Below are 23,263 nucleotides of genomic sequence, written 5' to 3'. Positions count from 1 at the left end.
TATCTCGATCATCAAGACGACTTTGTCATCAAACTCAGGAGAGCCAGAACGGCTCTCCTTAACTATTTTATCGTCAGTCAATCAATCCCCGCGTCGATAGCCCTTCTGCGTTTTGTTCACTTTGTATAAATAATGACGCGATTCGCCAGAAGGATGGCGGCTGACCAGCGTATCGTAAACATCTCCCGGCGACATGCTGTTGATAATATTGAATGCCTGGTATTTATCGCTGGAGAACACGCGCAGCACGCTGCCTGCACCCCCGTTATAGGCGGTAATCACTGCATAACGACGTGACGTCGGGTTGTTGATCCCGGACAGATAGACATTTTGCAGCATAGCCAGATAAGCGGTACCGGTATTGATATTATTGGCCGGATCGAACAGATAGCTACGGCTTGGCGTACCCCAGCGTCCTTCCGATTTAAAGACATCGGCACCGGCGGAGTGTTGCACAACCTGCATCAGACCCAGAGCGTCGGCATTGCTTACCGCATAGGGGTTAAAGGCTGATTCGGTTTGCATGATAGCCAGGATTAACGATTGATCGACGCCATATTTGGCAGCGGCATCGCGCACCAGCGGCAAATATTTATGCGCCCGTTTATCCAGGTGGTTTGGCACCATCTGAATGGTGACCGAGTAAATAAAATGCATGCCGGACTGGCGCTGTTGCAGTTTGTATTGCAACAGGTAATCGGCAAAATTGCCGGCACGACCCGGCCAGCGGATCGGCTGCCCGGTATTGTCCAGCACCTGGCCGTAGAGCATCGGCTCTTTGCTGATCTGAATATCGTTGGCATCAGAATAAAGGTCGACCGAGGTGGCATCGTCGCCAACCAACAGGGTTTTGATAATGGCCTGACGCAGTTTGCTGCTGGGATCAATCCCGGAAATGGTTTCAATGGTAATGGTACCCGCATCAAAGTTGATATGGCTGCGGGTTTCATATTGATCGCTATATTTGACGTAGTCTTTTGGGCCGGCGATCAAAACTTCGTTCATGCCCCAGATGTTTTCAATGTTATGGGCAAATTGGCCCATCAAAATATCAAAGCCATTGGTGTCTTTAACGTAGGCTTCATTGTATTGTTCGTTTTTCTTGCCAGAACAGGAGATCAACAAAGGAGCGATCACCAGTAACGCTAAAATTTTCTTCATCTTAAGAGCCGTATCGTGATGAAAAATAGGGCCATAATCCTAAACAGGACGCTGGCCCGAATCTATGGGTTAGAGAACATTTATTCTGAAGGGGGGGTATAGCCTTCAATATGCACGTCATGGCCTTCAAACAGGAATTTAACCATTTCCTGCTCCAGCAACTTACGGTCTTCGAGATTCATCATGCTTAATTTTTTTTCGTTGATCAGCATGGTTTGTTTTTTTAACCACTGTGCCCAGGCTTCTTTGGAAATTTCGTTATAAATACGTTTGCCCAGTTCACCCGGGTAAAGTTGAAAATCCTGGCCTTCTGCGTCACGTTGCAAGAACGTGCAAAATAGAGTTCTGCTCATACTAAATCCTCATTAATTGCGCCACGGCCATACAAATCTTGTTGCTGTGGCGTGGCTTTGGCCAGTTGCGCCAACAGACGCTCAACCGGGGCAGCCAGTCCTACCGACGGTGGCTGCGCTAAGTTATACCAGAGACCAGGGACTTCATCCATGCAACCCGCGGCTTCGTCGATATTTATCCACATTGGCACAATATCCAGATGGAAATGACTGAAAGTGTGGCGGAATGAAACCAACTGCTGCATGGCCTTGCGGGTGACGCCATATTTTTTGGCTTCGGCGATCAATAGGTCTTCGCTGCTATATTGCGGAAAACAAAACAGGCCGCCCCATAGCCCGACCGGCGGTCGTTGTTCCAGCCAGACGCGATCGCCGTGTTGCATCATCAACAGCCAGGCAGTTTTTTCCGGCAGCGTTTTCTTTGGCTTTTTGCCGGGATAATTTGGCCATGTCAGATTGGCATAGGCGATACAGCCACCACGCAACGGACAGAGTTCGCACTTGGGACGCGAGCGCGTGCAGACCATGGCGCCAAGGTCCATCATCGCCTGATTAAATTGTTCAACGCCTTTGGCCGGTGTGACCTCTTCGCTGATCGCCCACAGGCGGTTTTCTACTTTCTTTTCGCCGGGCCAGCCGTCGATGGCGTAACAGCGAGCCAGTACGCGTTTTACATTACCGTCGAGGATCGGAAAGTGCTGACCCAGCGACAAAGAGAGGATCGCCCCGGCGGTGGATCGTCCAACACCGGGTAGCGCCGCTACTTCGTTAAAAGTGGTGGGGAATTTGCCCTGATGTTGTGCCACAATAGTTTGCGCCGCCTTATGCAGATTGCGGGCGCGGGCATAGTAACCCAGGCCGGTCCACAAATGCAGCACTTCATCGAGCGGTGCCGCGGCCAATGCGCTAACATCGGCAAAGCGCGCCATAAAGCGCTGGAAATAGGGAATAACCGTCGCTACCTGAGTCTGCTGTAACATCACCTCAGAAAGCCAGACTTTGTAGGGCGTTTTTTCTATCTGCCAGGGTAGGGTCTTGCGACCATATTGTTGGTACCAGTCGAGTACCGCAGGCGCGAAGCGGTGCGCTTCCATCATAGGCGTATTACAGATCCCGTCGGGGGTTAAAAGACAGCTAAGGATTCCAGCACAGACGCCGGGTGCTGTAAACCGGAACTTTCCTGCTGTGACCATGCAATTAACCGAACAACCGGCGCTGGCGGGCGGATATTTGCCGTAGCCAGAGAAAAACAGCCACAAAGTCGCGGCAGTTAAAGGATCGCTTGCTAAAGGCGAGTATCTTTGGATAATGCGCTTTTCCCTAAAATTATCGCCAGACAGATAGAAAGCACTATGAAAAATGACGTCATTTCACCGGAGTTTGATGAAAACGGTCGCGCTCTGCGCCGTATCCGCAGTTTTGTGCGCCGTCAGGGCCGTCTGACCAAAGGCCAACAGTACGCGCTGGACAATTACTGGCCGGTGATGGGCGTTGAATATCAGGCGCAGCCTGTGGAGCTCGCCTCGCTGTTTGGTCGTGAAGCGCATACCGTTCTGGAAATCGGTTTTGGCATGGGGACCTCGCTGGTGACTATGGCCAAGCAGCATCCCGAACAGAACTTTATCGGCATAGAAGTACACTCACCAGGCGTAGGCGCTTGTCTGTCCACCGCCCAGGAAGAGGGCATCAGCAATTTGCGCGTAATGTGCCACGATGCGGTAGAAGTGCTGGAAACCATGATCCCCGATGGTTCGCTGGATATGGTACAGCTGTTCTTCCCCGATCCCTGGCATAAAGCGCGCCATAACAAACGTCGCATTGTTCAGACTCCTTTTGTGGAACTGGTGCGTCGCAAATTAAAACCGGGTGGTATCTTCCATATGGCCACCGACTGGGAACCTTATGCACAACATATGCTCGAAGTGATGAGCGGCATTGCCAGCTATGGCAATCTGTCGCCGGATGGCCAGTTTGTGCCACGTCCCGAGTCCCGCCCGGTAACCAAGTTCGAAATGCGTGGCCAGCGTTTAGGTCACGGCGTATGGGATCTGATGTTTGAGAGGAAGCAATAATGGCCAAGAATCGTAGTCGTCGTTTACGCAAGAAGTTACATATTGAAGAGTTTCAAGAGATAGGATTCTCAGTAAAATGGCGCTTCGCGGAAGGAACCAGCGTCGAGAACATCGATGAATTTCTCGATGCGTTTCTTGAAGGTGTTATCGAACCTAACAAGATGGCCTTTGATGGCAGCGGCTATTTACAGTGGGAAGGTTTGATCTGCCTGCAGGAAATCGGTCGTTGTACTGACGAACAGCGCGAACTGGTGAAAAAATGGTTGGAAGACCACAAAATGCAGGACGTGGCTACCAGTGAACTGTTTGACATCTGGTGGGATTGATCCGCGGATTATAAGCGGATTATGTAACCGACTAAAGCGCCTCTATGGCGCTTGAGTTTGATGACAAAGTCGTCTTGATGATCGAGATACCCGGGCATAGCACACCTAGGGGCGCTCCGGCGGGCAAGCCCGCTACGACCCCAACGGTGCACTCTCCCTAATAATGGACTTTGTCAGCAGTCTGAAAGCGCCTCTATGGCGCTTTTGTTTTATCCGGCAAAGGTGAATTTTTTGGGGGTAACGACGTTGAATGACCAGAATATATACCAGGGAAACAAGTTGCCAACAGAGTTGGATAACGGCCTGCTGGATGACATTTTATCTCAGGTGCGGCCACTGATTGGTCAGGGGAAAGTGGCCGATTATATTCCGGCACTGGCCGGTGTCGATGCCAACCAGCTGGGAATTGCCGTCTGTACGGTGGATGGTCAGCAATTCCATGCCGGTGATGCCCATACGCGTTTTTCGATCCAGTCGATTTCCAAAGTGCTGAGCCTGACTCTGGCGCTGAGCCGCTATCAGGAGCACGAGATCTGGCAGCGCGTCGGTAAAGAGCCCTCGGGGCAGCCGTTTAATTCGCTGGTACAGCTGGAGCTGGAAAAGGGTAAACCGCGTAATCCCTTTATCAACCCCGGCGCGCTGGTGATTTGCGATCTGTTGCAGTCGCGGCTGGCTGCGCCAAAACAGCGTATGCTGGAAGTAGTACGTCAACTTTGCGCTGAGCCGGATATACACTATGATCCGTTGGTGGCCCGTTCGGAGTTTGAACATTCTGATCGCAACGCCGCGATCGCCTATTTGATGAAGTCATTTGGCAATTTTGAAAATGATGTCATTACCGTGTTGAACACCTATTTTCATTACTGTTCGCTGCGCATGAGCTGCGGCGAACTGGCGCGGACTTTCCTTTATCTGGCCAATAAAGGCCTGCCGCCGGGCAGTGACCAACCGCTGATCGATGCGAGTCAGGCAAGACATATCAATGCGCTAATGGTTACCAGCGGCATGTATGACGGTGCCGGTGAATTTGCCTATCGCGTAGGTATGCCGGGAAAATCGGGCGTCGGTGGGGGTATTCTCGCCGTGGTGCCCGGGGAGATGTGTATTGCCGTCTGGTCGCCTGAACTCGATCAGGCAGGGAACTCTTTGGCCGGGATCGCTGCCTTAGAGATACTGGCGCAACGCATTGGCCGTTCAATATTTTAATCGTGCGTTATCCGGCAGCCCGGTGTTTTGCGGCTGTCTGACGGAATCAAGGGAGTTAACATGTTAGCAAGAACCGGATTGAAACAGGGGCTGATTGGCCTGATCGCGCTCACTGCCTGGCAGGCTCACGCCGAGTTTCAATGCAGCACCAGGCCGAAAGACGATATCGTGATCACGCCGCAAAGCGTGCAGGTTGTCGGTGCCAGTGGCAATCTGCTGATTACGCCGAATGGCGATATTAGCCAGAATGGTAACGAGGTTTCCCTGGGGGCCAGGCAGCGTCAGGATGCCGTTGATTATCAGGCGGCATTGCGCCGTGATTTACCCTGGATCGATCAGGGTACACGAACCCATCTTGAAAAAGCGCGGGTGGCCATGGACGGGGTGATCGTGAAACAGCTTGGTGCCGACAGCAATGTGCGTAACCGTTTAACTAACCTCGATGGTCAACTCAAGCAGCAGTTAAATCGTATTATTGAACATCGTGATGATGGACTGACTTTCCATCACCAGGCGATAGACAAGGTACAGCAAGACGGCCAGCGCCTGGTAGAGCAAACCATGGGCGGCGTCATGCAGGACAGCATGAACGAAATGGGGACGCGTCAGCTGACCAGCGGCGGCAATCCGTTGCAGGCGATGATGGGTAATCTCGGCGGCTTGCAGCAGGCGGTACAGGCGGAATGGAAGCAGCAGCAGAATGAATTTGAAGGCTTTGGGCGCAGCGTTTGCAAGCGCGTGACCTCGCTGGAAGATCAACGCCGTGCCCTGCTGGCAGAAATCAAATAAGTAATTATTGTTGGCGGTATTAATAACCGCAGTAAATAAATAAAGCCTCTTCTATTAAGAAGAGGCTTTATTTTATCGCTTTAATAAGTTTGTTAATGCAGCTTGTTAATTGTTATAAAACAAATCATTGCCATGCAAAAAAATATTTACTTTCGTAATCTACTCTTATATTTTTATTGCCTACCACATGGATGAGGAATAAAAATGGCAATACCCATACATTTGACGTTAATCGATAATAACGGTCGACAAATTAAAGGTTCGGTAGATTATCTAGGGCGAGAAGGCACCATTGAAATCCTGGAATATCTGCATGATGTGGATTTACCGGTAGATGATTATACCGGTAAGATCTCTGCCAATCGCCTGCATTACCCGGTTGCCTTTGAAAAAGAGATTGATCGTTCAAGTATTTACCTCTATCAGGCGCTGACCAGCGGTAAGCGTTTGCAATCGGCAATATTTGATTTTTACCGCATTAATGACCACGGTTTTGAAGAAAAATATTTCACCACAACATTACAACATGTTTATGTCGCCTCGCTTAACGCATTGATGCCAGATATCAACGCGCAGGATGCCAGTAAATATAACCATAGTGAATACGTCGAACTGGCCTATCAGCAAATAAGCTGGTGCTACTGCGATGGAAATATTCAATATACGGATAGTTGGAATAAAAGATAATAAGGATATTATATGTGGGTTTATGAACAATTAACAGGAAGGATGTACCATAATGGTGTTTTGATGTTTGAAGATGGCTGGGCTGGTGCTGTGGGGTATAAAAATAAACCGGAGTACCAATGTCTAAAAGATAAAGGTCCGCTGCCTAAAGGGCGGTATACCATTAATGCCCCAAAAACCGGGGTGACTGGACCTTATTCATTACCCTTAACTCCTGACTCCTCCAATCAGATGTGTAATCGTAACGCTTTTTTAATTCATGGAGCTAATAGAAAAGATCCGGCCAGCTCATCTACAGGTTGCATTATTCTTAACTTGCAGCAGAGAAAAGATATTTGGAAAAGTAACGATTATATCCTGGAGGTTAGATGATTAAACCAATATTGCTATTATCTGCTGTTACTTTTTCTTCTTTAGCCCAGGCGGCTGCGCCAGATTGTTCTCAGAACTGGAATTTCCCATGGAATCAGGCGATCTCAGCGCTAAATAGCAGAGGTGTTCCTGCTCAAGACATTGACGAAAGTAAAATGTCTAGTACGTTATTAATGACGGAAAAACTAAGTGATGAAAAAGTGCAGGCAGTGCTAAAAAGGAAACTGTTCTTAAGCAGAGACCTTGTTAAAGATCCGCATTATCTTGATGATGTGTTTTTAAATAAAAATATTTACTTTCAGCTTTATAAAACGTTGGTGTATACCACCAAGGGCGATCGTCATGTGGTATTGCTGACGCAATATGTTACCGATGGCGATTGTGATATTAGCAATCAACAGATTTACATTGTGGCTGAAGAGGTACTTCCCGAGTAAAGGGCAGTGTTGTGTTTGTATTCAAGGTTAATTAAGTTTTCCTTATTTTAACAGAAGGTAATAACAATCAAGCTGCTAAGTTAGCGGTGATATATAATCGGATTTTGATAAGGATCAATATTACCAAGTTATATCTGCAATATGTTTTTCATCAGGCAGTAGCAAAATGGAAATTAAATTAAATAAAAGGGAGTATTCGATGATAATGAAGAACAGTGTTGCGGGTATCGCTTTACTTATGGGATTGTTTACTTCAGTAGCGCACGCCGACAGCGAACTGCTAAAAGGCAGGCCGGTGATTTATGGCACGGATTGTACTTTCTCCGACCATGATTCCGGGCAGTTTAGCTGGGATATGCCTAAGGGTAATTATCCCACCGATCTCAAAATGATTATTGAAGAAACGCCGGGGACGGTGTTACGTACCCTTGATGCCACCGAAAGAAAGGTGAAGTGGTTAAAATCAGGCAAGGGGACCAAGGGTTATTACGCCTATTTTGATGATGGTAAGTATAAATCACAGGCGTCATTAGTCTTTTTTGATAGTGGCGTGTTTAAGTGTACCTCGGGTACTGATTATAACGGCGATGGCACCTTAACCTGGCCGGATAGCAAAGAACAAAATTAACGGAAAATATCTTAATTAATGCTATTGCCGGTAACTTCGGTGGTTATAACCTGATAAAGGCCCTCTGCCGACAGGGCTTGTGAGCTTGAAACCCTGCTTAACACAGTGGGTGAGACAGCCTGACCATTACGTTTGTTACCGTTTTCACTATCACGGATAAAGGCCAGCCTGGCGACGATGGCTGGCCTTAAAGCCAAAATCTCTGCTCAGTGGCTAGTACATGGCACTTCATTGCTATTGGTCATCAACTGTTGCTGCTTTCCCAATAGCCCTTGATTTTACAGCCAAAATCTCGGAGTTGGCCGGGTGTTCAATTGTCAGGCAGCGATAGTATTACTTCACTTAAGTCTCTATATGAAAATTACAGAAGAAAATATTCTTTTTTGTAAGAAAAAAGCCGGGAAAGTAAATAGTATTTATATGACTTTTGTTGTAAATAATATTTAATTTAAGAGGCTTGAATATGAAAACTATGGCACCTTTATCTGGCTCACCAACTCTCATTGCATATGATAGTAAGCCCGCAGTTAAAGAGAGTAATGTATCACAGTCCGCATCCTCCCTGCATAATAAAAACTGCGAATTAGTTGGAAAGGAAATTAATGCAGAGTCAATTAAATCATTGCCAGATGCGCTATTGGCTGCTCTTAATGACGAAAAAGCGGATGGGATAATAAAGTATATGGCTGATAATAATTTAGAAACATTATCTTTAGTTACTCTTGATAAAAATACAGCCATTCAAGTTTCGACCTTTACTTATCAGGGAATGCGCGCCGGAGTGACAATAGAGCAAAGTATCCCTGAAGGTAGTCGAAAAATTGAAAACTTAGATCATCATAATGGTTCTGATTATTTTAATCACCAACTTAGAGCGGAAATTACCGGGGGCAATTTAAAACAGCTTGTTTGAGTATGAAGGATAAAACTGTATTTGCAGCAGTATAATCTGGCTATGCCAAGACATAGCCTCACAAAAATAAGAGTAAAAATATACCCGGCCCGCCAAGCAATACCAAGGCACTGTTGCCCAGTGCCTCAGACTGCTGACAAAGTCAGTTTTTAGGAAGAACCATCCCTGATGGCTCTATGCCCGAGGATGGTAATAATAAAGATAACTTTGTTATCGCCAGACAGAGGTGGTTACTCGCTTAAAAACAGTTCCAGCAGCGAGTTCAGGAATAATTTACCTTTCTCGGTGATCTGCCAGTGGGTGTCAGTTTCCAGCAGATAACCGCTGTTGATCGCCTGATCCAGCTGCGGGCGAATAGTTGATTCTTCCAGCCCGGTATAGATGGCAAACTCCTCACGAGGGGCTGCTTCCAACAGGCGGAAACGGTTCATAAAGAATTCGAAGGGTAATTCGTCGTTGACTACCTGGTACTGTTTATCCAGATAACGACCCTGCATATAGCCGCGCGGGTGTTTGGTTTTTACCGTACGCAGAATGCGGCCATCGGGCTGAGTCAGCTTGCCGTGGGCACCGCATCCGACGCCAAGATAATCACCAAAGCGCCAGTAGTTGATATTATGCTGGCACTGATAACCCGGTTTGGCATAGGCCGAGGTTTCATATTGCTGATAACCTGCCGCGGTAAGCAACTGGTCGCCCTGCTCAAAAATATCCCATAAGGCATCATCATCCGGCAGGACCGGCGTGCGTGAGGCAAATAGCGTATTGGGCTCAATGGTCAGCTGATACCATGACAAATGCGGCGGATTAAGGGCTATGGCCTGACGCAAATCATCCAGCGCCTGCTCCAGCGTCTGATCCGGTAAACCGTGCATCAAATCCAGGTTAAAGCTGCGCAGCCCGAGACCAGTAGCCAACTGAGCGGCACGTTTGGCTTCTTGTGGTCCGTGAATGCGTCCCAGTCGCTCGAGCTTCTCGGCGCTAAAGCTTTGCACACCAATGGAGATACGGTTGACGCCAGCGCGCTGATAGCCGCTGAATCTGTCCGCTTCGACGGTGCCGGGATTGGCTTCCATGGTGATTTCGGCATCGGCTGACACCGGCAGACGGGCGCGCACGCCGTCGAGCAGCGTCTGCATGGCATGGGCACTAAGCAGGCTGGGGGTACCGCCGCCAATAAAAATGGTTTCGATGCGGCGGCCGGCGGTCAAAGGAATATCGGCATCGAGATCTGCCAGCAGATGGGCGACATAGTCATCATGGGGAACTTCGCCCTTCAGGGCATGGGAATTAAAGTCGCAGTAAGGGCATTTTTGCACGCACCAGGGAATATGCAGGTAGAGGCTTAATGGTGGCAGCTTACGCATTATGTTGTGCAGCCCTGGTCATGGCTTGCAGTAACTGAGCCAAAGCCAGACCCCGGTGCGAAACGGCGCTTTTCTCTTCACGGGTTAGCTGTGCTGCGGTTTTGCCCAGCGCCGGCACATAGAACACCGGATCGTAACCAAAACCCCCTTCACCGGCGCTGGCGCGGGCGATCTCTCCGGCCCAGCTGCCGTGGCAGACAATAGGGGTAGGGTCGGCGGCATGGCGCAGATAGACCAGTACGCAATGGAATTGGGCCTGACGCTGACCCTCGGGAACATCTTGCAGCGCCACTAACAGTTTATCCAGATTCTGTTGATCGCTGGCGTCTTCTCCCGCATAGCGCGCAGAGTAAATCCCTGGCGCACCGCCAAGAATATCCACCGCCAGCCCGGAGTCATCGGCAATAGCCGGTAAACCGGTAATTTGTGCCGCATGGCGGGCTTTAAGAATGGCATTTTCGATAAAGGTCAGGCCGGTCTCCTCTGCGGGATCCACGCCCAGTGCCGTTTGCGCGACCACTTCAAGACCAAAGTCAGTGAGCAGATGAGCAAGCTCACGCACTTTACCGGCGTTGCCGGTAGCCAGAACAACTTTTTGCATTACGACTTCCTGAAATTAAAATATTTTGACGTTGCGGGCTGCAGGGGCTGCTGGCCCGCAACGTCGGCAGGGAATTACAGCAGGAACCAAAGCTCGCCTAACAGATCCATACCGAGATAGTTAAGCATATAGAGGATCAGGATCACTACCATTGCTGAAAAATCGATACCGCCCATCGCCGGGATAATGCGGCGAATAGGTGACATTAATGGCTCGGTTAACTGCATCAGCACATAATCCATCGCACCACGCCCCTGGCTGATCCAGCTCATTAGCGAGCGGATAATAATCAGCCAGAACACCAGATAACCTGCAGACTTGACCAGGGCAATCAGGCCGAACAGCAAATTATAGGGACTCAGGGACATTCCGCCGCCCTGGATCAGCAGCAGCAGCGGGTACTTGATGGTCATCAGCAGAAAGGCCAATAGCAGCGATGAGCTGTCGATCGGCCCCAGCGGTGGAATAACGCGACGCATCGGCTTAATAATGGGCTGGGTTATCTTGACCACAAACTGCGAGAAAGGATTGTAGAAATCAGTTCGCGCCCATTGCATCCAAATGCGTAACAGTAAAACCATGACATAGAGGTCAATAAGTGTTTTGACCAGAAAAGTCAGCGTGAGCATAAATAACCTTTTTCCTGTGTATACCCTGGTGGCATCAGCCACCATAGGTTGAGAGCATTGTCCCTGATGATCGGTGAACCTGCCGCAGCAGGCGCTGGTCGGTCAATTCTAAAAGAGTTTTTCCATTTCCTGTGCCCGGGTTATTGCCGCCTGCATCGCCTCGGCAACAATCCCTGACAGCTCACGTTCATTGAATACTTTTAATGCCTCAAAGGTGGTACCGCCTTTTGAGGTCACCTGCTCGCGCAACTGTGACAGCGGCGTATCCGGGCTGGCTTCTACCAGCGCGGCGGCACCACTGGCTGCTTGCTGTACCAGCAGGCGTGCGTTTTCAGCGCTCAGGCCCAAACGCTGTGCCTCTTGCTGCATGGCTTCCATAAACAGAAAGAAGTAAGCCGGTGCGCTGCCTGCGGCAGCAATCACATGGTTAATACCTTCTTCGCTGTCCACCCAGCACACTTTACCTACGGCGGCCATCAATTGGCTGCTGTAGTCGCGGTCCTGCTGATTAACCTGTGCCGGAGCATAGAGTCCGCTCATACCCTTGCCCACCAGCGATGGCGTGTTAGGCATAATACGCACGATATTGAGGTTCTCTGCCAGCAGCGCGTAGAAGCGAGCAATACTTACTCCGGCAGCAATAGACAACACCAGCTTATCGCTAAAGTTAACCTGTTTTTGCAAGTCGGTGCAGACTTCTGCCATCAACTGCGGTTTGACTGCCAGCACCACCACCTCTGCCGCGCTGGCACAAGCAATGTTATCGCTGCTGCTATGGATGCCATATTTCTCGGCCAGGCGATCGCGGCGTTGAGTCGACGGCGCGCACACGCTAATCAACGCTGCCGGATAGCCGCTGGCGACCAGCCCCGCAATAATCGCACCTGCCATATTTCCGGCGCCAATAAAACACAATTTACGATGTTGCATACTGCTCCTGGCTTAAGTGGGGGATACCTGTCGCATCAAGGTACCAGACAACTTTGTCATTAAACTTCAGAACTATATTTGTTCACCCAGGCCGCTATTCAATCCCGGCGGATAAAAACCGGGTTAAACCTTGGCGGCATAGTCACGGGCACCGAAAATCGCGGTACCGATGCGCACCATGGTGCTGCCTGCGGCTATGGCAGCCGGCATATCGTCAGTCATGCCCATGGACAGGGTATCAATCTGCGGATAAGACTGCTGCAACTGTTTAAAGGCGGCGGCCATTTGTTGAAATACCGCCAACTGCCGTTGATAGTCGCTCTCTGCCGCCGGGATGGCCATCAGTCCACGCAGCCTGAGCTGCGGCATAGCGGCAATCTCGGCCGCCAGCTGTGGTACTTCGGCCAGGGTGATACCGGATTTACTCTGCTCATCGCTGATATTGACCTGAATCAGCACCTGCAACGGCGGTTTATTCTGTGGGCGTTGTTCGTTCAGCCGCTGGGCAATCTTCAGGCGATCGAGGGTATGACACCAGTCGAAATTCTCGGCCACCAGGCGACTTTTATTGGACTGCAAAGGGCCAATAAAGTGCCAGACCAACGGCGGTTGATGGTCGGCAAATGCTGCCACTTTCTCTACGCCTTCCTGAACGTAATTTTCCCCAAAAGCCAGTTGCCCGGCGGCGATCGCTTCTTCGATAGCGCTCGCAGGTTTGGTTTTGCTGACTGCAAGCAGAGTCACTTCTTCTGGCGTTCGTTCGCAAAGGGCGGCAATCGATGCGATACGTTCTCTGACATGCTGTAGATTTTCCGCAATAGCTGAATGCTGAAGTTGGTTCATATTGGCTCAGGAGTGTTTCAAATGGATATTAATAAATTCGTAGCGCTTAGTGTAAAGCAAAATGCCTCAGATCTGCACCTTTGTACCGGTCATCCTGCAAGGATGCGCATCAACGGGGAGTTGTTGGCCTGCCCGGATAGCGAAGCCATTACTTGCGCGCAGTTGGAGGCTCTAAGCCAAGCCTGGCTCGACAGTGACCAGTTGCATGCACTGGCGCAGCATGGGCAGGCTGACGCTGCGGTGACCTTGCCCTGCGGCCAGCGATTGCGTATCAACTTTTTTCGGCAATGTCAGGGGCTGTCGCTGGCCATGCGTACCTTGCCGCAGGATTGTCCCAGTCTGACCACCCTACAGACGCCGGATATTCTGCGCCAGCTAAGCGAACAACCAGATGGGCTGATCTTGATTGTCGGTGCCACGGGCAGCGGTAAATCTACTACGCTGGCTGCCATGATCGGCCATCTTAATCATACCTGCGCCAGACACATTATCACGCTGGAGGATCCGATAGAATTTTTGCACCGCAGCCAGCGCTGTTTAATTCAACAGCGTGAGTTAGGCCGCCATACGTCCTCTTTTGTGCAGGCGATACGCGCGGCGCTGCGAGAGGATCCTGACGTGCTGCTGCTGGGGGAACTGCGCGATACCGACAGTATTCGCCTGGCGCTCACCGCCGCCGAGACCGGCCATCTGGTGCTGGCTACGCTGCATGCCCGTCATGCTGCCCAGGCGGTGGATCGCCTTTGCGATGTCTTTCCTGTCGATGAGAAGGCCTTTGTCCGCGCGCAACTGGCGGGAAGTCTGCGCGGCATAGTGGCGCAAAAACTGCTGGCGACGCAACAGGGGGGCAGGGTGGCTATCTATGAAATGCTGACCTCTACGCCAGCGGTATGCAATCTGATCCGCGAAGGCAAGACCCATCAGTTGCCCGACAGCCTGCAAACCGGCGGCGAGTCCGGGATGCAGACCTTTGCACAAAGCCTGGCGCAGCGGATAAGTGCCGGGTATCAGTTACTGGAGTGAGGTAAAAAATCTTGCCCCGGCAAGCCGTTATCCATGCCAAGGTATTAAAAATCGAGGGGGCTAGACCTGGAGCAATAGTTCCGGGATAGCACTAAGTAATAGTCCCGTTTTGGGATTAAAATCTTGCATTGATCCCAAAATGGGACTAATCTATCACCAATGAAAATTATCTCCACAAGAACACTGCGGGATTTTTGGGCAATACATCCCGATGCGCGACAGCCGCTAAAAGCTTGGGTAGATGAAGCCACTAAAGCTGATTGGCGAAACCCGGCAGAAATCAAGGAGCAATACCGCAGTGCCAGTATTCTGAAAAACAGGCGAGTGGTATTCAATATCAAAGGAAATGATTACAGGTTAATTGTTGCTGTTGCTTACCTGCGTGGGATTATATTCGTTAAATTTATTGGCTCTCATAATGAGTACGATAAAATAGAGGCTTAAGTTGTTGATTTAAGGTGATATATGCAGATTAAACCCATCAGGAACGAGCAGGATTATGAAGCGGCGCTTAACGCAGTTTCCCCCTTTTTTGATAATGAACCGCAACTTAATTCGCCAGAAGGGGACTTTTTTGAGGTGATGTGTTTGCTGATCGAAGCATACGAAAAAAAATATCATCCCATCACGCCTCCCGACCCTATTGAGGCGATAAAATTTCGTATGGAACAACAGGGGTTAACGGTGAAAGATCTTGAAAATGCTATTGGCAAAACAAATCGTGTTTACGAGATCCTAAATGGAAAACGCAACCTGACCTTGCCTATGATCCGCCGCTTGCATAGTCAGTATGGGATCCCGCTGGAAAGCCTTATTGGCGCATAGTAACAACTTTATTCGCAGTAGGCGGCTGGGCTATCTATGAAATGCTGACCTCTACGCCAGCGGTTTGCAATGTGATCCGCGAAGGCAAGACCCATCAGTTGCCCGACAGCCTGCAAACCGGCGGCAAGTCCGGGATGCAGACCTTTGCACAACGCCTGGCGCAGCGGATAAGTGCCGGGTATCAGTTACTGGCGTGAGGCAAAAAGTGTGCGGCGTACGCGGTTTATGCCGGTTTATTCCACTGATTTTCAAACCAGCTTTCCAGAATAATCACCGCCGAGGCGGCATCGACGCTGCCTTTATCCAGCGCGCGAAAACCGCCGCGGGCAAACAGATCGGCCCGCGCTTCGACGGTGCTTAAACGCTCGTCATGCAGCTCTACCTGGATGCCAAAGCGACCATGCAGGCGGTTGGCAAATTTTTTGGCGCGCGCCGTCAGCGGCTGTTCGCTACCGTCCATATTTAACGGCAAGCCAACGATCACCAAATCCGGTTGCCACTCTTTTAGCAGTTTTTCAATCTGCTGCCAGTCGGGGGTGCCGTCCTGTGCTTTGAAGGCGGTCAGCGGTCGGGCGGTACCCGTTACCTCCTGACCAATGGCCAGGCCAATACTCTTGGTACCAAAGTCAAAGGCGAACAAGGTGCGATTGCCCATTATGCGTGACCCGCATGGGTGGCCAGTTGGCTAATTTCAATGCCGATCATTTTGGCCGCTTCGCGCCAGCGTTCGGCAATCGGCGTTCTGAAAATAATATCGCTGCTGGCTTCGATGGTCAGCCAGCTGTTATTTAACAGCTCTTTTTCCAGTTGCCCCTGTTCCCAGGCAGCATAGCCCAGGGCAACCAGCACGTCTTTGGGCTGGTCCGGGGTACCGAGGGTCTCCAGCACGTCTTTTGAGGTGGTGATCATCGTCTGGTCGGAGATCTGGATACTGGAACCAAAACCACTGCGCGGCGTATGCAGAATAAATCCGCGATCGTCGGCCAGCGGGCCACCGGAAAATACCGGGCGGTCGAGGTTAATCGCCGGGTCGCGTGGCGTTGGATTGATATCCAGCTTATCTAACACGTTTTTGACGGTGAAATCGTCGACCAGTTTGTTGATTACCAGGCCCATGGCACCGTCTTCGTTATGTTCGCAGACATAGACAACTGAACGTTTGAACAAAGGTTCTTCCAGTCCGGGCATGGCAATAAGAAAGTGATGCTGTAAATTCATGTTGTTTGGGTGCTTAGCCTGTGGCTCCAAGAACCGCCATCGGCAGAGCCCGATGGCTATTCAATAGGTTACCGGCAGCCAGTTGCCTGACTGCCTGGGTATATATCCCGCTTTCACATCGCGGGTTTGTGCTTAGCGTGCTGCCAGACGAGCTTCAATAGCATCCATCAGCATACCGGTAATGGAAATATCCGGGAATGCGGCTTCGATTTCACGTACGCAGGTGGGGCTGGTGACGTTAATCTCGGTCAGGCGATCGCCGATTATATCCAGGCCGACAAAAATCAGCCCTTTTGCTTTCAGCGTAGGAGCAACGGTGCGAGCGATCGCCCAGTCACTTTCGCTTAATGGTCGTGCTTCACCGCGGCCACCGGCTGCCAGGTTGCCACGCGTTTCCCCCTGCGCTGGAATTCGCGCCAGGCAATAAGGTACTGGCTCGCCGTCTATCACCAACACGCGCTTATCGCCTTCTTTAATGGCGGGCAGATAATTTTGTGCCATGCAGTAGCGGCTACCGTGTTCGGTCAATGTTTCGATAATGACCGAGACATTGGCATCTTCGGGTTTCAGACGGAAAATCGAAGCGCCACCCATGCCGTCGAGGGGCTTGAGGATCACATCAGTATATTGCTTGTGGAATGCCTTAAGCTGTGAGGCATTTCGTGTTACCAGCGTATCTGGGGTAAGTTCCGGGAACCAGGCAGTAAAAAGCTTTTCGTTACAGTCGCGCAGGCTCTGCGGTTTATTGACGATCAGCGTGCCTTGTTCTTCTGCACGTTCCAGAATATAGGTGGCGTAGATAAATTCGGTGTCAAACGGTGGATCTTTACGCATCAGGATCACATCCAGCTCCTGTAGCGCGATATCCTGTTCGTCGCCGAACTGATACCAGCCTGCATAATCCTGTTTTACCACCAGCTTGCGGGTATTGGCCCGGCCTTCTCCGCCGCGCAAATAGAGGGAGTTCATCTCCATATAGTGCAGTTCATAGCCGCGGCGCTGAGCTTCCAGCAACATGGCGAAGCTGGTGTCTTTCTTGATATTGATGGATGAAATAGGATCCATCACGATGCCAAGCTTAATCATCTTCTCTCCTTTAGAGCCTGCTTCTAGCCCAGATCGCCAAAACGTACCTGCAAGGCAGTAATAGCGGTGAGCGCGGTAGTTTCTGTGCGTAAAACGCGCGGTCCCAACAGGATATCAGTAAATCCATAGCCCGTGGTCATTGCAATTTCTTCGGCGGAAAGGCCGCCTTCCGGGCCGATTAACAAGCGGACATGTTCTACCGGCAGCGGCAGCGTATTAATACTGTGGCTGGCACGGGGGTGAAGGTTCAGCTTGAGACTATTATCTTTTTCGGCGCACCACTGTTCCAGCGGCATAGCGGCGCGTATTTCCGGCAGACGATTGCGTCCGCACTGTTCGCAGGCGGCAATGGCGATTTTTTGCCACTGTTGCAACTTTTTGGCCAGTCGTTCACCGTCCAGTTTAACCCCACAGCGCTCGGAAAACAGTGGCGTAATAGTGTTAACCCCCAGCTCAATGGATTTTTGAATAGTAAATTCCATTTTTTCGCCGCGAGAGATGACCTGACCGAGATGCAGATTTAAAGGTGACTCGTTATTTGCCAACTGACCTTCAGCCAGCTGTGCGGCGACGCCTTTTTTATCAACGCGAGCCAGGCTGGCGTTAAAAATCTGGTTGGAACCGTCAAACAGCTGGATCTGCTGACCCGGTTGCATACGCAGGACGCGGCCGACATGGTTGGCAGCGTCTTCACTGAGCTGGATTTCGCTATTGGCGTGCAGCGGCTCAGGATGATAAATGCGGGGAATTCGCATGTCAGGTGTGGTCCTTTCTTCAGGTCAGATTAGCGGGGGACGGATGTTACGCAATTTATTTTGGATATAGTAGGTTAGCTGTTTCCCCGCTGGCAAGCCTGCTGAACATAGTTGTTATGATTGCCTTGTACGGCGGCGATGCGCTTGTCACGTTCGCACTCCCAGGGCGTGACCGGATAGAGGCGATCCCAGGCGTTAAACAGCTGAGTCTGCTGGCTCGAAAGCGTTAACTGGTAGCGATCGCGCATATAAAAATAGGTGCGGGCAATAGCACCGCGTGCCCGTGCCGGTGGCTCGGCCAACTGATTTTTAAAGTCTATTTTCATTTCACAGCGCCCGTATTGCTCTGCGGGTCCATTCCATTGACTGTACATAAAGTTGTTTCTGTCGCCGTTGACTTCGCCAATGGCCGGTTGCAAATTGTGCAAATCGGTCTCCATCTTGCGGTAACTGGCATCTTTGGCGCAATTTTTCCGGCCGCCATTTTGCCAGCACTGACGCTGGTGGCCAAACTGCCAGGCGGGCACTACGTGTTCCCATTCAATACGTGCCGCTCGTTGCGCGTTCTTGCGCGGCTGATAACCACAAGATTGCAGATCGGGGGTGCCTTTTTTACCTTGCCAGCTAACTGTGCAACCGCAATAAAAGGTGGGCGCATCATAATTAATCTTTACTGCGGCGGCTTTGGCCTGACTGAAGTTATTAATTTTGATGGGATCAAACGACGTACTGAGGGCGTTGAACGAGGTAATGGCAATAACCGGTAACAACCACAAAATTTTGCGAGACATATTCCAAAACAGCCTGATAACCAAAAGCAGGCAGGGTAATGCAACTTTTCTGCTTTCGCAATCAGACCCCTGATATGTTTTGCCGCCAGAGTCAGCCTTGGCCGGTTTTAAAGCGTAACAATTCGCCGCAGTGACTACAGCGATACTCGGCTTCCTTGCGCATCACTTTATTATGGCGACGCACGGTAAGCTGATGATCGCGGCATTGGCAAAGATAGGGGTAGGTTTTGCTCTGTACCGAGGTGAGGGTGAACTGATGGGTACGGCTGGCGGATACTCCCAATACTGACTCCATCATCCAGCGCCACTCTTTGCCATGGGGCGCTGCGGCGCGGCCAAAGCGACGATAGACCAATAAATGGGCCAGCTCGTGCGGCACCACCTGGTCAATAAACGCCTGCTGGTTTTCGATCAATAGCACCGCATTGAGGCGTATTTGCCAGTATTGCAGGTAGGCGGTACCCGCGCTGGTGCCGCGTTGCTGATAGTTGATCTCCGGCTCGGGATAGGTGGTTGCCAGTTGCTGATTGGCGAGCTGAAGTTTTTCCCGCATACAGCGCATCACGCTTTGTTGCAGAGCAATGGGAAGTCGAGTGTTTTTCATCAAATAAGCATAAATCTGACGGCAAGCTCTGTGCAAGAAAAATGGCGACAAGCTGTTACAAGAACCAGTAAGTTATCGGAAATAAAGTGGTTTTTCGTCCCAGGCAATAGCGATTTTTTATCGTATTCGCGATCTCGATATTTTGGTTATCAGGATATTGCAGCAACGCATGGAGCCGATGATTCATTTGAGGGATAGCTGCAACCCCGTCCAGCCTGCGGGCTAAAAATAACAAACCCGCCTTGCGGCGGGTCAGACTGCTGACAAAGTCCGTTATTAGGGAGAGTGCACCGTTGGGGTCGTAGCGGGCTTGCCCGCCGGAGCGCCCCTAGGTGTGCTATGCCCGGGTATCTCGATCATCAAGACGACTTTGTCATCAAACTCACCCGCCTTGCGGCGGGTCAGGAAGATCTTAAACGAACACCGCGTTATTCGCCGATATTCTTCAGTGCCTTGCCGTTCATCAAATTACGCTCGATATGTTCCAGAGAAACGTTTTTGGTTTCCGGGATCAGCGCGATAGTAATAAAGATAAACACCACGTTCAGCCCGGCATAAACCCAGAAGGTATTGGCGTTGCCCAGACTGTCGAGCATGGTCAGGAAGGTGGCACCGACGATCATATTGGCAATCCAGTTGGTGGCTGTGGAAACGGTGATACCAAAATCACGGCCTTTCAACGGCTGGATCTCTGAACACAGTACCCAAATCAGCGGACCGGCACTCATGGCAAAACCAATGATAAACATCAGCAACATGGCAATGGAGAAGTATTTCGCCACGGTGGATTCTACGCCGATATGCATCATGGTACCGAGCACACCCATACCAATCGCCATGACCAGGAAGCCCAGTTTCAGCGTAGGTTTGCGGCCCCAACGGTCAACCAGACCAATGGCAATAAAGGTCGCCAGCACGTTAACCAGCCCAACGATCACTGTACCCCACATCTGTTCTGAGGTGCTGGCAAACCCGGCCAGACCAAAGATTTTTGGTGCGTAATACATAATGACGTTCATACCGGTGAACTGCTGCATCACCTGCAACAGAATGCCGAGGTAAACCGCACGACGGAAGTTTTTATTATTGGTAAATAACCCCCAGCCGCTCTGTTTGATTTTCAGGCTTTCGCGGATTTCATTAAGTTCATTACGCGCCTGTTCGCTGGAATCACGCAGCTTTTCCAGTACGCGACGGGCCTTGTCATCATTGCCGCGGGCGGCTAACCAGCGTGGGCTGTCTGGCAGGAAGAATACCCCGACCAACAGTAACAGCGCTGGGATGGTGATAACGCCCAGCATCCAGCGCCACGAACCGCTATAGCTAAAGCCGGTATCAGACAGATAGGCCGCCAGAATACCGATGGTGATCATCAGCTGATACATGGAAATCATACTGCCGCGAATTTTTTCCGGGGCAATCTCGGACAGATAAACCGGCGCGGTATAAGAAGCAATACCCACCGCCAGGCCGAGCAGTACCCGGGCGATAAGCAGGATCTGCGTATCAGGGGCAAAGGCGGAGCACAGTGAACCGACAACAAACAGCACCGCACCAATCATCAGGCTGTATTTACGGCCAATGCGGAAGTTCATCCAGCCACTGCCGACGGCACCCACGGCGGCACCAAACATCATTGAACTGACCACCCACTCTTGCTGGTGGCTGGTGATCTGGAAATCATGACTGATAAACGGAAGTGCACCTGCGATAACACCGATATCCAGGCCGAACAGCAGACCGGCCAGTGCGGCGAGAAAACAGACAAAAAAAGTGACACTCTTGTTAGAGCGCTTCCCTGCCTTATATGACGTTGAGTTACTCATCCTGCCTCCAAATGACAATATTGCTTAGCCTCATATGCTAATTGCCCTTGCACCGTTGAAAAGTGCGCCAGATCACATCGTTGTAATCGCTTACACATATTGCAGTTTTGATGAATGAGAACTGGCGAGCTTTTGCAGAATAGTGCCTGGGAGCGCGGGTTAGCGTTGATGAGTTTTAGTCGATAGCTTGATTCAAATCAATCAATTTTTGTTATGGTGTAAATCTGCGTAATTTTAATTTGCTAATTTGTAAAGGATTATTGTTTGTAATCGCTTTCATGTTGCTGCATTTTTAGGAATAAACTGCAAAAAAAAACCCTGCCGCAAAGGGCAGGGTTGATGGGGAAGTAAGTTGAAAAACTTATTTCAGGCCAGCAGCTTCGCGCAGCTGTGCGGCTTTGTCGGTTTTTTCCCAAGGGAAATGTTCGCGACCAAAGTGACCATAAGCCGCAGTCTCTTTGTAGATTGGGTGCAGCAGGTCCAGCATCTGAATCAGACCGTAAGGGCGCAGGTCAAAGAACTCGCGCACCAGCAGCGTTAGCTGTTCGGTGGAGATTTTCTCGGTACCGAAGGTTTCCACCATGATGGATGTCGGTTCAGCCACGCCGATAGCGTAGGAAACCTGGATCTCACAGCGGTCGGCCAGGCCGGCAGCAACGATGTTTTTTGCTACATAGCGTGCTGCGTAAGCTGCAGAACGGTCGACTTTTGAGGGATCTTTACCAGAGAAAGCACCGCCGCCGTGACGTGCCATACCGCCGTAAGTATCGACGATGATTTTACGTCCGGTCAGACCGCAGTCACCCATTGGCCCACCGATAACAAAACGGCCGGTCGGGTTGATGTGGTATTTGGTAGAAGAATTCAGCCATTCAGGTGGCAGCACCGGCTTGATGATCTCTTCCATCACCGCTTCTTGCAGATCTTTCAGGCTGACATCATCAGAGTGCTGAGTGGAGAGTACCACCGCGTCGATACCGACGATTTTACCGTTGTCATACTGGAAGGTGATCTGGCTTTTGGCATCTGGACGTAGCCAGGGCAGAACGCCGGATTTACGCACTGTCGCCTGTTGCTGCACCAGACGGTGAGCATAGGTGATGGGAGCAGGCATCAGCACTTCGGTTTCGTTGGTGGCATAACCAAACATCAGACCCTGGTCACCGGCACCTTGTTCCAGCGGATCGCTGCGGTCAACACCCTGATTGATATCAGGAGACTGTTTGCCAATGGCGCTCAATACGGCGCAGGAATTGGCGTCGAAGCCCATTTCCGAATTGACGTAACCAATTTCGCGCACGGTTTTGCGCGTGATTTCTTCGATATCTACCCAGGCGCTGGTGGTCACTTCGCCACCCACTAAAACCATACCGGTTTTAACGTAGGTCTCGCACGCTACGCGCGCTTTTGGATCTTGTTCTAAAATCGCGTCGAGAACGGCATCAGAGATTTGGTCTGCGATTTTGTCTGGATGTCCTTCTGAAACAGATTCGGACGTAAAGAGGTGTTTAGCCATTATCTTCTTTACCTTTCATACGACGGGTTAGAGACTGCTGCATAGCAGCTTGAAAAAAAGGACAGATTCGAAGCCCATCCTGAGCCGTTTGACGGTTCGTCAGAGTATATCCGCCTTACTTTAAGCGACAGTCGCGCAAGTGATGTTCACTCAACTCAGTAACCATCTTATGTTAGCCCATGAGGGACATATTTACTTATCGCCTTCCTGCAACATCAATAATTTGGGATATAGATGGATTAACATCTAGACGGCTATTTTAGGACACATTTCGAGGTGATTGCCAGCGCTTTTTTACTGCGTAC

Annotated in this window: 28 protein-coding genes and 1 pseudogene; 13 read left to right on the top strand and 16 right to left on the bottom strand. The window is 50.5% G+C overall.

Annotation, left to right across the window (positions count from 1 at the left end; genetic code table 11):
- Positions 1-81: 81 nt before the first annotated feature.
- From mltC to mutY, 3 genes are all read right to left on the bottom strand, one after another.
- Positions 82-1,161 carry a membrane-bound lytic murein transglycosylase MltC gene (gene mltC, locus GW590_RS01385; RefSeq protein WP_169401230.1) on the bottom strand — a complete coding sequence of 360 codons (1,080 nt, stop codon included), beginning with the start codon at positions 1,159-1,161 and terminating at the stop codon, positions 82-84.
- Positions 1,162-1,241: 80 nt separating this feature from the next.
- Positions 1,242-1,514, bottom strand: a complete 273-nt coding sequence (locus GW590_RS01380) for an oxidative damage protection protein (protein WP_169401229.1) — start codon at positions 1,512-1,514, stop codon at positions 1,242-1,244.
- Positions 1,511-2,611, bottom strand: coding sequence for an A/G-specific adenine glycosylase (gene mutY / locus GW590_RS01375; RefSeq protein WP_169401228.1), 1,101 nt, complete (start codon positions 2,609-2,611; stop codon positions 1,511-1,513). Before mutY ends, GW590_RS01380 begins: the two co-directional genes overlap by 4 nt.
- A 255-nt stretch (positions 2,612-2,866) precedes the next feature.
- Between mutY and trmB the strand changes: the two genes are divergently transcribed.
- The 9 genes from trmB (at position 2,867) to GW590_RS01330 (ending at position 8,944) form a co-directional block, all read left to right on the top strand.
- A complete protein-coding gene (gene trmB / locus GW590_RS01370; protein ID WP_169401227.1) occupies positions 2,867-3,586 on the top strand; it encodes a tRNA (guanosine(46)-N7)-methyltransferase TrmB in 720 nt (239 codons plus the stop codon).
- Entirely contained in the window at positions 3,586-3,912 is a 327-nt protein-coding gene (locus GW590_RS01365; protein ID WP_169401226.1) for a YggL family protein, read from the top strand. The genes trmB and GW590_RS01365 overlap by 1 nt, the downstream gene beginning before the upstream one ends.
- A 279-nt stretch (positions 3,913-4,191) precedes the next feature.
- Positions 4,192-5,118: a glutaminase B gene (gene glsB, locus GW590_RS01360; RefSeq protein ID WP_169401639.1), complete on the top strand. Its 927-nt coding sequence runs from the start codon at positions 4,192-4,194 to the stop codon at positions 5,116-5,118.
- A gap of 60 nt (positions 5,119-5,178) precedes the next feature.
- Entirely contained in the window at positions 5,179-5,907 is a 729-nt protein-coding gene (locus tag GW590_RS01355; protein ID WP_169401225.1) for a YggN family protein, read from the top strand.
- Between the two features lie 204 nt (positions 5,908-6,111).
- A complete protein-coding gene (gene tssD, locus GW590_RS01350; RefSeq protein ID WP_169401224.1) occupies positions 6,112-6,594 on the top strand; it encodes a type VI secretion system tube protein TssD in 483 nt (160 codons plus the stop codon).
- A gap of 12 nt (positions 6,595-6,606) precedes the next feature.
- A complete protein-coding gene (locus GW590_RS01345) occupies positions 6,607-6,966 on the top strand; it encodes a tlde1 domain-containing protein (protein WP_169401223.1) in 360 nt (119 codons plus the stop codon).
- On the top strand, positions 6,963-7,403 hold the full coding sequence (locus tag GW590_RS01340; protein WP_169401222.1) for a hypothetical protein: 441 nt from the start codon (positions 6,963-6,965) through the stop codon (positions 7,401-7,403). The genes GW590_RS01345 and GW590_RS01340 overlap by 4 nt, the downstream gene beginning before the upstream one ends.
- A 166-nt stretch (positions 7,404-7,569) precedes the next feature.
- Positions 7,570-8,031, top strand: a complete 462-nt coding sequence (locus GW590_RS01335; RefSeq protein WP_169401221.1) for a hypothetical protein — start codon at positions 7,570-7,572, stop codon at positions 8,029-8,031.
- 463 nt (positions 8,032-8,494) lie between these two features.
- The gene (locus GW590_RS01330) at positions 8,495-8,944 is read left to right on the top strand and encodes a hypothetical protein (protein ID WP_169401220.1); all 450 of its coding nucleotides are present in this window, start codon (positions 8,495-8,497) and stop codon (positions 8,942-8,944) included.
- Between the two features lie 230 nt (positions 8,945-9,174).
- Here the strand turns inward: GW590_RS01330 and hemW are convergent, their stop codons facing one another.
- From hemW to GW590_RS01305, 5 genes are all read right to left on the bottom strand, one after another.
- Positions 9,175-10,311: a radical SAM family heme chaperone HemW gene (gene hemW / locus GW590_RS01325; RefSeq protein ID WP_169401219.1), complete on the bottom strand. Its 1,137-nt coding sequence runs from the start codon at positions 10,309-10,311 to the stop codon at positions 9,175-9,177.
- Positions 10,304-10,912 (bottom strand): XTP/dITP diphosphatase, encoded by a 609-nt coding sequence (locus GW590_RS01320; protein WP_169401218.1) that lies wholly within the window; start codon positions 10,910-10,912, stop codon positions 10,304-10,306. The genes hemW and GW590_RS01320 overlap by 8 nt, the downstream gene beginning before the upstream one ends.
- 74 nt (positions 10,913-10,986) lie before the next feature.
- Entirely contained in the window at positions 10,987-11,541 is a 555-nt protein-coding gene (locus GW590_RS01315) for a YggT family protein (RefSeq protein WP_169401217.1), read from the bottom strand.
- 108 nt (positions 11,542-11,649) lie between these two features.
- Positions 11,650-12,471, bottom strand: coding sequence for a pyrroline-5-carboxylate reductase (proC, locus tag GW590_RS01310; protein ID WP_169401216.1), 822 nt, complete (start codon positions 12,469-12,471; stop codon positions 11,650-11,652).
- A 123-nt stretch (positions 12,472-12,594) separates the two neighbouring features.
- Positions 12,595-13,314 carry a YggS family pyridoxal phosphate-dependent enzyme gene (locus tag GW590_RS01305; RefSeq protein ID WP_169401215.1) on the bottom strand — a complete coding sequence of 240 codons (720 nt, stop codon included), beginning with the start codon at positions 13,312-13,314 and terminating at the stop codon, positions 12,595-12,597.
- A gap of 21 nt (positions 13,315-13,335) precedes the next feature.
- On the opposite strand from GW590_RS01305, the gene GW590_RS01300 reads away from it, so the two are divergent.
- The 4 genes and pseudogenes from GW590_RS01300 to GW590_RS01285 all read left to right on the top strand — a co-directional run.
- Positions 13,336-14,337, top strand: coding sequence for a type IV pilus twitching motility protein PilT (locus tag GW590_RS01300; protein WP_169401214.1), 1,002 nt, complete (start codon positions 13,336-13,338; stop codon positions 14,335-14,337).
- Between the two features lie 159 nt (positions 14,338-14,496).
- Positions 14,497-14,781 (top strand): type II toxin-antitoxin system HigB family toxin, encoded by a 285-nt coding sequence (locus GW590_RS01295; protein WP_169401213.1) that lies wholly within the window; start codon positions 14,497-14,499, stop codon positions 14,779-14,781.
- Between the two features lie 21 nt (positions 14,782-14,802).
- Positions 14,803-15,162, top strand: coding sequence for a helix-turn-helix domain-containing protein (locus GW590_RS01290; protein WP_169401212.1), 360 nt, complete (start codon positions 14,803-14,805; stop codon positions 15,160-15,162).
- Positions 15,163-15,182: 20 nt separating this feature from the next.
- Positions 15,183-15,359, top strand: a pseudogene (locus GW590_RS01285) (type IV pili twitching motility protein PilT); the annotation flags it as partial.
- Between the two features lie 26 nt (positions 15,360-15,385).
- Here GW590_RS01285 and ruvX read toward each other — a convergent pair.
- The 8 genes from ruvX to metK form a co-directional block, all read right to left on the bottom strand.
- Entirely contained in the window at positions 15,386-15,817 is a 432-nt protein-coding gene (ruvX, locus tag GW590_RS01280) for a Holliday junction resolvase RuvX (RefSeq protein WP_169401211.1), read from the bottom strand.
- Positions 15,817-16,380, bottom strand: coding sequence for a YqgE/AlgH family protein (locus tag GW590_RS01275; protein WP_169401210.1), 564 nt, complete (start codon positions 16,378-16,380; stop codon positions 15,817-15,819). The genes ruvX and GW590_RS01275 overlap by 1 nt, the downstream gene beginning before the upstream one ends.
- A gap of 132 nt (positions 16,381-16,512) precedes the next feature.
- Complete coding sequence (gene gshB, locus GW590_RS01270) at positions 16,513-17,466, bottom strand: glutathione synthase (RefSeq protein ID WP_169401209.1); 954 nt, start codon at positions 17,464-17,466, stop codon at positions 16,513-16,515.
- A gap of 23 nt (positions 17,467-17,489) precedes the next feature.
- Positions 17,490-18,221, bottom strand: a complete 732-nt coding sequence (rsmE, locus tag GW590_RS01265) for a 16S rRNA (uracil(1498)-N(3))-methyltransferase (RefSeq protein ID WP_169401208.1) — start codon at positions 18,219-18,221, stop codon at positions 17,490-17,492.
- A 74-nt stretch (positions 18,222-18,295) separates the two neighbouring features.
- On the bottom strand, positions 18,296-19,012 hold the full coding sequence (gene endA / locus GW590_RS01260) for a deoxyribonuclease I (RefSeq protein WP_169401207.1): 717 nt from the start codon (positions 19,010-19,012) through the stop codon (positions 18,296-18,298).
- Positions 19,013-19,103: 91 nt separating this feature from the next.
- Entirely contained in the window at positions 19,104-19,616 is a 513-nt protein-coding gene (locus tag GW590_RS01255; RefSeq protein WP_169401206.1) for a SprT family zinc-dependent metalloprotease, read from the bottom strand.
- Positions 19,617-20,044: 428 nt separating this feature from the next.
- Positions 20,045-21,442, bottom strand: coding sequence for a sugar porter family MFS transporter (locus tag GW590_RS01250; RefSeq protein ID WP_169401205.1), 1,398 nt, complete (start codon positions 21,440-21,442; stop codon positions 20,045-20,047).
- A gap of 361 nt (positions 21,443-21,803) precedes the next feature.
- Entirely contained in the window at positions 21,804-22,958 is a 1,155-nt protein-coding gene (gene metK / locus GW590_RS01245; protein ID WP_169401204.1) for a methionine adenosyltransferase, read from the bottom strand.
- Between the last annotated feature and the right edge of the window lie 305 nt (positions 22,959-23,263).

The organism is Rouxiella aceris (genome assembly GCF_012933545.1).
GTDB classification, from domain to species: Bacteria; Pseudomonadota; Gammaproteobacteria; order Enterobacterales; family Enterobacteriaceae; genus Rouxiella; species Rouxiella aceris.
The sequence above is the reverse complement of the archived record's forward strand: the minus strand, read 5'-3'. Positions and strand labels throughout refer to the sequence as shown.